This is a genomic window from Streptomyces sp. NPDC021115 (assembly GCF_044333065.1).
In the GTDB taxonomy this organism is placed as follows: domain Bacteria; phylum Actinomycetota; class Actinomycetes; order Streptomycetales; family Streptomycetaceae; genus Streptomyces.
Genome location: NZ_JBIRQF010000006.1, coordinates 20,385 through 31,593, shown reverse-complemented (window position 1 = coordinate 31,593; position 11,209 = coordinate 20,385). Strand labels below are relative to the sequence as shown.

The following is an 11,209-nucleotide window of genomic DNA, read 5'->3' as shown; positions in this document are numbered from 1 at the left end:
GTCAGGAATCGTTGCCGTCAAGGCCGTCGATATCGAGCGCCATGTCGATGAGGTGCTGGACGTCCATCGTGTCGATGGACTCGGTGTCGTCCTCGACGCCGCTGGTCTCGGAGGTGGCCGCTTGCGGTTCGGCCAGCCGGAGCAGCGTGTCCAGCAGCCCGGCCTCCCTGATCCGGCTCATCGGGAGGGTGTTCAGGATGCGGCGCAGCTCGGCGTCCCGCGGATCGGTGTCCAGATCGGCCGCCGACGCGTGGCGCGAGCTGTCCGGGACCAGTTCGGTCAGCAGATGCTCGGCGAGCACGGCCGGTGTCGGGTAGTCGTACACCAGGCTCGCGGGCAGCCGGAGGCCGGTGGCCGAGCCCAGCCGGGTGCGCAGTTCGACCGCGGTGAGGGAGTCGAAGCCCAGGTCCTTGAAGGCACGTCCCCCCTCGATCTCGTCGGCGGAGCCATGGCCGAGCGCGGTGGCCACATGGGTACGGACCACCTCCAGCAGCGCGTCCTTACGGTCGGCCGCGGCCATCCCGGTCAGCCGCTCGCGCAGCGCCGACGCGCCGTCGGCCGCCGCCTCGCCCTCACCGTCGTCGCCCCGCAGGGCCTTGACGACCTGGGCGAGGTCGTCGATCAGCGGGCGGGGGCGGGCGGCGGTGAAGGCCGGGGCGAACCGCTGCCAGTCGACATCGGCCACGGTCACGGCGGTCTCCCGGCGGGAGAGCACCCGCTGGAAGGCGACCATGTTCAGGTCGGGCGCCATCGGCGGCAGCCCGCGGCGGCGCAGCTGCTCACCGGCGTCGCCCTCGGCGGCCATGCCGCCCTCCGCCCACGGGCCCCAGGCCACGGCGGTGGCGGGCAGGCCACGGGCGCGGCGCCGCTCGGCCAGCGCGTCGAGGAAGGCGTTGCCCGCCGCGTACGCGCCCTGGCCGCCGCTGCCCCACACCCCGGCGATCGAGGAGAACAACACGAACGCGTCCAGCGGCTCGGCGTCCTCACCGAAGAGCGCGTCGAGGTGGACCGCTCCGGTCGTCTTGGCCGCCACGATCCGGGCGAACTCCGGGAGTTCGGTGCCCGTGCCGGGCTCCTGGGAGATCCCGGCCGCGTGCACCACGGCACGTACCGGGGTGCCGTTGGCCACCAGCTTCTCCACGAGCGCGGTGAGCGCTTCGCGGTCTGCCACATCGCATGCCTCGACGGACACGGCGGTTTCGGTGCCGGACAGTTCGGCCACGATCTCGGCCGCGCCCGGCGCGTCGGGGCCACGGCGGCTGAGCAGCACCAGCCGCTCCGCGCCGTTCCGGGCGAGCCAGCGGGCGACATGCCGCCCCAGCGCACCCGTGCCCCCGGTCACCAGCACGGTGCCGCGCGGTGTCCAGGGTTCGGCGGAGGCGGCCGCGTCCCGCGGTGCCGGGACGAGGCGGCGTACGAAGACCCCGGCGGCGCGGATCGCCACCTGGTCCTCGTCGTCGGACCCGGCGAGCACGGCCGCGAGCCGGTCCAATCCGCGTTCGTCGAGCGTCTCCGGCAGATCGACCAGACCGCCCCACCGCTCGGGCTGCTCCAGGGCGACGACTCGGCCGTAGCCCCAGATCTGGGCCTGGGTGGCGCTGTCCAGCAGGTCGGCGCCCCCGGTCGCGACCGCGCCCCGGGTGGCGCACCACAGGCGCGCGGTGGCGTCGTCGCCCTGCCGCGCCAGCGCCTCGGCCAGCGCGGCGGTCAGCGCCAGGCCGACCGGCACCGCCGGATGCTCCGGGTGCGGCCGCTCGTCCAGCGCCAGCAGGGACAGCACTCCGGCCACCCGGCCCTCGGCCGACGCCGAGGTGAGGTGGGCGGCCACGGTCGCGGGGTCGGTGTCCGCGGCGTCCAGTTCGACGCGTACGACACGTACCCCGCGCCGCACCAGGTCGTCGGCCACCGCGGCGACCCGGGGGTCGTCGGCGTAGCTCGCGGGGACGACGGTCAGCCAGGTGCCCGCGGGGGCCTTGGCCGGGCTCTGCGGACGCGGCTTCCACACCACGTTGTAGAAGTGGCCGTCGGCGGCGGACAGTTCGCGCTGCGTGCGGCGCCACGACGACAGGGCGGGCAGCACCGCGCTGAGCGGCTGGTCGCCCTCGACGCGCAGTTCGGTGGCCAGCGACTGCCAGTCCTCGCGCTCCACGGCGTGCCAGAACCGGGCGTCCACCGCGTCCACGGTGGTCTCGGCCGGGGCCCCGGCCTCCGGCCAGTACCGGCGGCGCTGGAAGGCGTACGTCGGCAGGTCGACGCGGTGCGCGCCGGTCCCCGCGAAGTACGCGGCCCAGTCCACCTCGGCACCCCGCACATACGCCTGCGCGAGCGCGGCGGTGACGGTCTCGGCCTCGGGACGGTCCTTGCGGCAGGTGGCGGCGAAGGCCGCGTCACCCTCGGTGAGGCAGTCCTGCGCCATGGCGGTGAGCACACCGTCCGGGCCCAGCTCCACGTACGTGGTGACACCCTGCGCTTCCAGCGTCCGCACACCGTCGAGGAAGCGAACCGCCTCGCGGACGTGGCGCACCCAGAAGTCCGGGCTGGTGATCTCCTCAGCGGAGACCACGGCACCGGTCAGGTTCGACACGATCGGGATCTTCGGGGCCTCGTACGACAGCCCCCGCGCGACCTCGCGGAACGCCTCCAACATCCCGTCCATCCGCGGCGAGTGGAAGGCGTGGCTGACGGTGAGCCGCTTGGTCTTACGACCCTGCACCTCAAAGCCCGCCGCGACCGCGGCAGCCGCGTCCTCGTCACCCGCGATGACCACCGAAGTCGGGCCATTCACAGCGGCGATGCTGACGCGCTCGGTGAGCAGCGTCGCCACCTCATCCTCCGACGCCTGCACCGCGACCATCGCGCCACCGGCCGGAAGCTCCTGCATCAGACGGCCACGCGCCGCCACCAGCTTCGCCGCATCCGCGAGCGAGAGCACACCGGCCACATGCGCGGCGGCGATCTCACCGATGGAGTGCCCGGACAGGAAGTCCGCACGCAGACCCCACGCCTCGACCAGCCGGAACAGCGCCACCTCGACCGCGAACAGCGCGGGCTGAGTGAACGCCGTCTGATCGAGCACCTCGGCGTCGTCCCCGAACAGCACCGTCTTCAGCGGCCGCTCCAGGTACCGGTCCAGTGCGTCGCACACCTCGTCCAGCGCCTCCGCGAACACCGGATAGGCGCCGTACAGCTCACGCCCCATCCCGAGCCGCTGGCTGCCCTGCCCCGTGAACAGGAACGCCACCTCGCCACCGGCCACCGAGCCCTCGACCAGCCCCGCCGCGCCATGCCCCTCGGCCAGCGCCGCGAGCAGGTGGTCGGGGAGTTCGCCGTCCCGGCCGAGCAGCACGGCCCGGTGCTCCAGGGCGGAACGGGACGTGGCCAGGGAGTACGCGAGGTCGAGTGGGCGGGCCGCCCGGTCGTCCGGGCTGTTCGCGAAGGCGCGCAGCCGCTCGGCCTGGGCCCGCAGCGCGTTCTCCGTACGGCCGGAAACCGGCCAGGCGAGCACGGGCAGGCTCCGGTCGGGAACGGCCGCGGAGGCAGCGTCGGCGTCCGGGACCTGCTCGATGATCGTGTGGGCGTTGGTGCCGCTGAAGCCGAACGACGACACGCCCGCGCGGCGCGGACGGCCGGTCTCCGGCCAGGCCTGGGACTCGGTCAGCAGCTCGATGTCACCCGCCGACCAGTCCACGTGCGGGGTCGGCTCGGTGACGTGCAGCGTCTGCGGCAGCACACCGTGCCGCATCGCCATCACCATCTTCATGACTCCCGCGGCACCCGCCGCGGCCTGGGTGTGCCCGATGTTGGACTTCATCGAACCCAGCCACAGCGGTCGGCCTTCCGGCCGGTCCTGCCCGTACGTGGCGAGCAGCGCCTGCGCTTCGATCGGGTCCCCCAGCGACGTCCCCGTGCCGTGGGCCTCGACGACGTCGACGTCCGCGGCCGTGAGATCGGCGTTGACGAGGGCCTGCCGGATGACGCGCTGCTGGGACGGGCCGTTCGGCGCGGTCAGACCGTTGCTCGCACCATCCTGGTTGACGGCGGTGGAGCGCAGGACGGCGAGGACCGGGTGGCCGTTCTTGCGGGCCTCGGAGACCCGCTCCACCAGGAAGAGGCCCACGCCTTCCGCCCAGTTGGTCCCGTCCGCGTCACCGGAGAACGCCTTGATCCGGCCGTCGGCGGACAGGCCGCCCTGGCGGCTGAACTCCGTGAAGATGCCCGGGGACGACATCACCGTGACGCCGCCCGCCAGGGCGAGCGAGCACTCGCCGTTGCGCAGCGCCTGGGCGGCCAGGTGCAGGGCCACCAGCGACGACGAGCACGCGGTGTCGACGGTGAGCGCGGGCCCTTCGAGACCGAAGGCGTAGGACAGCCGGCCGGACGCCACGCTGGAGGCGTTGCCGGTGCTGAGGTGTCCTACGAGGTCCTGTGGCTCGTCCAGCAGCAGGCTCAGATAGTCCTGTTCGCTGGAACCGATGTAGACGCCGGTCCTGCTGCCGCGCAGCGACTGCGGGTCGATCCCGGCCCGCTCGAACGCCTCCCACGAGGTCTCCATCAGCAGCCGCTGCTGCGGGTCCATGGCAAGGGCCTCACGCGGCGAGATCCCGAAGAACGCCGCGTCGAAGTCGGGCGCGTCGAGCAGGAAGCCGCCCTCACGGGCGTAGGTGTCGCCCTCGGCGTCCGCGGCGTGGCCGGTCCGGTCCCAGCCCCGGTCGGCGGGGAAGCCGGTGATGGCGTCCTCGCCGGAGACCAGGAGCTGCCACAGCTCCTCCGGCGACCGTACGCCGCCGGGGTAACGGCAGCTCATCGCGACGATCGCGATCGGGTCGTCGTCGCGGTCGGCCGAGGTGGTCATCCGGTGGGGGACGATCGCGTCGGCCACCTCGCCGACGAGTTCGCCGCGCAGATGGTCCGCGAGGACGGCCGCGTTCGGGTAGTCGAAGACCAGCGTCGGCTGAAGCCGCAGCCCGGTCACCTCGCGGAGGCGGTTGGACAGTTCGACGGCGGTGAGGGAGTCGAAGCCCAGGTCCTTGAACGCCCGGCCCTCTTCGAGTGCCTGCGGGTCCGCGTATCCGAGTACCGCCGCGACCTGACTACGGACCAGGTCCAGCAGCAGCCGGTCCTGCTCGGCCGCGCTCAGCCCGGCCAGCCGCCCGGCCAGGCCGGAAGCGCCGTCACGCGCGGTGTTGTCCACCACGCGCCGTACCGGAACGCGGACCAGACCGCGCAGCAACGGCGCGAGCGTGCCCGCCGTGGCCTGGGTGCGCAGCGCGGCGGCGTCGACCCGCATGGGGACCGCTGCCACCTCGGCCGAGCCGAGCGCCGCGTCCAGGAGGGCCAGGCCCTCCGCCGGGGACAGCGGCGGCAGGCCCGCGCGCCGCATCCGGCTGATGTCGATCTCGCTCAGGCCGCTGCCCATGCCGGAGCCCGCCCACAGGCCCCACGCGAGCGAGAGGGCCGGGGCGCCCTCGGCGCGGCGGCGCGACGCCAGCGCGTCCAGGAACGTGTTGGCGGCGGCGTAGTTGCCCTGGCCGGGGCCGCCGAACACGCCGGAAACGGCGGAGAACAGCACGAACGCCGCCAGGTCCGCGTCCCGCGTCAGCTCATGGAGGTTCCACGCGGCATCCACCTTCGGGCGCATGACGTGGTCGACGCGCTCGGGCGTCAGCGAACCGATGACACCGTCGTCCAGCACACCGGCCGTGTGCACCACGGCCGTCAGCGGATGCTCGGCGGGGACGGCGGCCAGCACCTCGGCGAGCGCTTCGCGATCGGCCGCGTCACACGCGGCGACCGTCACCTCGGCGCCCAACTCGCGCAGCTCGGCGACGAGTTCGGCCGCACCCGTGGCCTGCTCACCACGGCGGCTGGTGAGCAGCAGGTGCCGCACCCCGCGCTCGGTCACCGCGTGCCGGGCGACCAGGCCGCCGAGGGCACCGGTGCCGCCGGTGATCAGCACCGTACCGTCCGGATTCCATGCGGCGGGCACGGTCAGCACGACCTTGCCGACGTGCCGCGCCTGGCTCATGTAGCGGAACGCGTCCGGGGCCTGCCGCACGTCCCAGGCGCTGATCGGCAGTGGCCGCAGTACGCCCTGGCGGAACAGGTCCAGCAGCTCGCACAGCATCTCCTGGATGCGGTCGAGACCCGCGTCGAACAGGTCGAACGCCTGGTAGGAGACGCCGGGGTACTGGGCGGCCACCTCCTCCGGCTCCCGGATGTCGGTCTTGCCCATCTCGACGAACCGGCCGCCGCGCGGCAGCAGCCGCAGCGAGGCGTCCACGAACTCCCGCGCCAGCGAGTCCAGCACCACATCGACGCCGCGACCGCCGCTGACCTCGCGGAACTTCTCCTCGAAGGCCAGGTCGCGGGAGGACGCGATGTGGTCGTCGGCCAGCCCGAGCGAACGCAGCGTGTCCCACTTGCCGCGCCCGGCGGTGGCGAAGACCTCCACGCCCCAGTGCCGGGCCAGTTGCACGGCCGCCATGCCCACACCGCCGGCGGCGGCGTGCACCAGCAGCGACTCCCCGCCCTCCACGGCGGACAGATCGCGCAGCGCGTAGTAGGCGGTCATGAAGACGATCGGCACCGCGGCCGCCTCGGCGAACGTCCAGCCCGGCGGCATCGGCGCCACCATGCGCCGGTCCGCCACCACCAGCGGCCCGAACGCCCCCGGCAGCATGCCCAGGACGCGGTCGCCGGGTGCCAGATCGGTGACATCGGGGCCGGTCTCCACGACGACACCGGCGCCCTCAATGCCCATCACCGGGGCCTCGCCTGGGTACATGCCCAGCGCGTTCAGCACGTCCCGGAAGTTCAGACCGGCGGCCCGGACCTCGATCCGCACCTGCCCGGCCCGCAACGGCGCCGCCGCCTCGGGGCACGGCAGCAGCGTCAGGTTCTCCAGCGTGCCCTTTTCCTCGCTGTCCAGCCGCCACGCGCGCTCCCCGGCCGGAGGCACCATCGCGCCGCCCGAGGCCACCCGCGCCAGCTGCGGCGCGTGGACCGTGCCACGGCGCAGCGCGAACTGCGGCTCACCCGACGCCAGCGCGGCGCCCAGCGCCCCGTACGAGGCATCGGTGCCGTCCACGTCCACCAGGACGAGGCGGTCCGGGTGTTCCGACTGCGCCGAGCGCACCAGACCCCACACCGCGGACCGGGCCGGGTCGTCCACCCCGGCGTCGCCCCCTGCGGTCACCGCGCCCCGGGTGACCAGGACGAGACGGGACGTGGCAGGGCGGTCCTCGGCCAGCCACGCCTGCACCAGAGCCAGCGCGTCCCGCGCGGCGGTGTGGGCGGCACCGGCCACGTCGTCCTCGGTGGTGTCGCCCGGGCCGAAGTACGCGAGCAGATACTCGGGCGCCTCCGACTCCCCGGCTTCCACCGCCGCGTTCAGCGCGGCCAGGTCGGCGTGGACGGCGACACCGGCCGTGAGCACCGGCGGCGCACCGGCGCCGAGCACCGCCCACGGCACACCGGCCCCGGACGTCTCGGCGGACACCGGCACCGTGGGCCAGTCCAGCCGGAACAGCGACTCGTGGTACGCCGCCTGCCAGGTCAGCGGCCGCTCTGCCGGAACGGGGCGCAGGACCAGCGAGTCCACCGCGGCGACCGGCGCACCGGTCGAGTCCGCGATCTCCAGCCGGACGCCCTCCGCTCCGCGCAGCACCAGCCGCACCCGGAGCGCCGAGGCGCCACTGGCGTACACCGACACCCCGTTCCAGGCGAACGGCAGTCCCCCCTGCTCACCGTCGTCCGGGCCGAGCAGGCCGAGCGCGTGCAGCGCGGAGTCGAACAGCGCCGGATGCAGTCCGTAGTGCTGCGCGTCGGACGCGGCGGAGTCGTCAAGCCGGGCCTCGGCGAAGAGTTCGTCCCCGCGTCGCCAGGCGGCCGCGAGTCCCTGGAACACCGGGCCGTACCGCAGACCGGCCTCGGCGAGGGTCGCGTACAGCTCCTCGGTGGGGGCCGCCTCGGCGCCCGGCGGCGGCCACGCGGTCAGCTCGAACCCCGGGCGGGCCGCGCCCGAGGCGAGCACACCGTCGGCGTGGCGCGTCCACGGCTCCTCGGCCGAGGCGTCCTCCGTACGGGACAGGACGGCGAGCGGCCGGTGTCCGGAATCGTCCGCGGCGCCGATCGCGACCTGGAGGCGAACGCCACCGCGCGCGGGCAGCACCAGCGGGGCGTGCAGCGTCAGCTCGTCGAGCAGATCGCAGCCGACCTGGTCACCGGCGCGGACGGCGAGCTCCACGAACGCCGTGCCCGGCAGCACCACCGCATCCTGCACCATGTGGTCGGCCAGCCACGGATGGGTGTCCACGCCCAGCCGACCGGTGAACACCAGCCCATCGGACTCCGCCAGGGGCACTGCCGCGCCCAGGAGCGGATGCCCGGCCGACTCCAGCCCCACGAGCGCCACATCACCCGCGGAGGTCCCGCCCGACTGCAGCCAGAACCGCTCGTGCTGGAAGGCATACGTCGGCAGCTCGACCCGCGTCGCACGCCTACCGGCGAAGAACCCGGCCCAGTCCACCGCGACGCCACGGACATGCGCCCGCGCCACGGCGGTGGTCAGCGCCTCGGCCTCGGGACGGTCCTTGCGCAACGCGGTGATGAACGCCGCGTCCTCACCGGTCACGCACTCCTGCGCCATCGCGGTGAGCACACCGTCCGGGCCCAGCTCCACGAACGTGGTGACACCCCTGGCCTCCAGAGTGCGCACACCATCGAGGAAACGCACGGCCTCACGGACGTGCCGCACCCAGAAGTCCGGGCTGGTGATCTCCTCGGCGGACACCACGGCACCGGTCAGATTCGACACGATCGGGATCTTCGGAGCCTCGTAGGTCAGCCCCTGCGCCACCTGACGGAACTTCTCCAGCATCCCGTCCATGCGCGGCGAGTGGAACGCGTGGCTGACGGTGAGCCGCTTGGTCTTACGACCCTGCGCCTCGAAGCCCGCCGCGATCTCCAACGCAGCATCCTCGTCACCGGCGATGACGATCGACGCCGGGCCATTCACGGCGGCGATGCTCACCCGCTCGTTCAGCAGCGGCGCCACCTCGTCCTCCGACGCCTGCACCGCGATCATCGCGCCACCGGCCGGAAGCCCCTGCATCAGACGGCCACGGGCGGCCACCAGCTTCGCGGCGTCCCCAAGGGACAGCACACCCGCCACATGCGCGGCGGCCAGCTCACCGATGGAGTGCCCGGAGAGGTAGTCGGGCCGCATGCCCCACGCCTCGACCAGCCGGAACAGCGCCACCTCGATGGCGAACAGCGCGGGCTGGGTGAAACCGGTCCGGTCCAGCCGCTCGGCGTCGGCCCCGAACAGCACCTCTCGAAGCGGCCGTTCCAAGTACCGGTCCAGCTCCGCGCACACCGCGTCCAGCGCCTGGGCGAACACCGGGTAAGCGGCGTACAGCTCACGGCCCATCCCCAGCCGCTGGCTGCCCTGCCCCGTGAACAGGAACGCCACCTCGCCACCGGCGACGGTGCCCTCGACCAGCCCCGGCGCTGACTCCCCGCGCACCAGCGCCTCCAGGCCCGCGACCAGCCCGGCACGGTCCTCGCCGACGACCACCGCGCGGCGCTCCAGCGCCGCCCTGCCGGTGGCCAGCGAGTAGGCCACATCGGCGGTGCCGAGGGCGGGTTCACGGTCGAGGTGGGCGATGAGGCGCCGGGCGTTGTCGTGCAGCGCCGCCCCGGTCCTGGCGGACAGGGTCCACGGCAGTACGGCGGCGGTGACCGCGGCCTTCGTGCCGTCCTCGTCGGCGGTCTGCGGCTCCTCCGGCTCCGGGGCCTGCTCCAGGATGGTGTGGGCGTTGGTGCCGCTCACACCGAAGGCCGAGACACCGGCCCGGCGCGGCCTGCCGGTCTCGTCCCACGGCCGGGCCTCGGTCAGCAGGGACACCTCGCCCGCCGACCAGTCGACGGTCGGGGACGGCTCGTCGACGTGGAGGGTCATGGGCAGGACGCCGTGGCGGATCGCCATGACCATCTTGATGATGCCCGCGACACCCGCCGCCGCTTGGGCGTGGCCCAGGTTGGACTTGAGCGAACCCAGCCACAGCGGGCGGCCCTCGGGGCGCTCCTGGCCGTACGTGGCGAGCAGCGCCTGCGCCTCGATCGGGTCGCCGAGCGTCGTCCCCGTACCGTGCGCCTCGACGACGTCGATTTCGGCGGCGGACAGCCGGGCGCTCTCCAGCGCCTGGCGGATGACGCGCCGCTGGGAGGGACCGTTCGGCGCGGTCAGACCGTTGCTCGCACCGTCCTGGTTGACGGCCGAGCCGCGCACCACCGCCAGCACCGGGTGGCCGTTGCGCCGGGCATCCGAAAGCCGCTCCACCAGCAGCACACCGACGCCCTCGGACCAGCCGGTGCCGTCCGCGGCCGCCGCGAAGGACTTGCACCGGCCGTCGGGGGCGAGCCCGCGCTGGCGGCTGAACTCCACGAACACATCGGGGGTGGGCATCACCGCGACGCCGCCGACCAGGGCGAGCGAGCAGTCGCGCTGGCGCAGCGCCTGCGCCGCCCAGTGCAGGGCGACCAGCGACGACGAGCACGCCGTGTCGATCGTGGCGGCCGGGCCCTCCAGGCCGAAGGTGTAGGCGATACGGCCGGACAGCACGCTGGTGGCGCCGCCGGTGAGCAGCAGGCCCTCCAGCTCCTCGGGCGCGTGCAGGGTGTCGACGCCGTACCCCATGGGCGAGGCGCCCACGTAGACGCCGGTGCGGCTGCCCTTGACCGACGTCGGGTCGATGCCCGCGCGCTCGAACACCTCCCAGGAGGTCTCCAGCAGCAGCCGCTGCTGCGGGTCCATCGCCAGGGCCTCACGCGGCGAGATCCCGAAGAAGCCGGGGTCGAACGTGGTGGCGCCGTCGAGGAATCCGCCGCCGCTGTTGTAGAAGGTTCCCTTGCGGTCGGGGTCCGGATCGGCCAGTCCCTCGATGTCCCAGCCGCGGTCGTCGGGGAATCCGGAAATGGCGTCACCGCCCTCCGCGACCAGTTGCCACAGATCCTCGGGGGACCCGACGCCGCCGGGGAAACGGCAGCTCATCGCGGTGATCGCGATCGGTTCCTGCGCGTCCGCCTCCACCTCGGTCAGGCGGCGACGGGTCCGGCGCAGCTCAGTGGTCATCCACTTCAGATTGTCGAGAAGCTTCTCTTCGTTCACGCTAGCCACGGAAACGTCACCCCCTGAGGTCAGTTGAAG

The 11,209-nt window shown here is 73.6% G+C and carries 1 protein-coding gene; it reads right to left on the bottom strand.

What is annotated here, in order from left to right; translation table 11 throughout:
- Position 1 precedes the first annotated feature (1 nt).
- A complete protein-coding gene (locus ACH4TL_RS20495) occupies positions 2-11,179 on the bottom strand; it encodes a type I polyketide synthase (RefSeq protein WP_398329208.1) in 11,178 nt (3,725 codons plus the stop codon).
- Between the last annotated feature and the right edge of the window lie 30 nt (positions 11,180-11,209).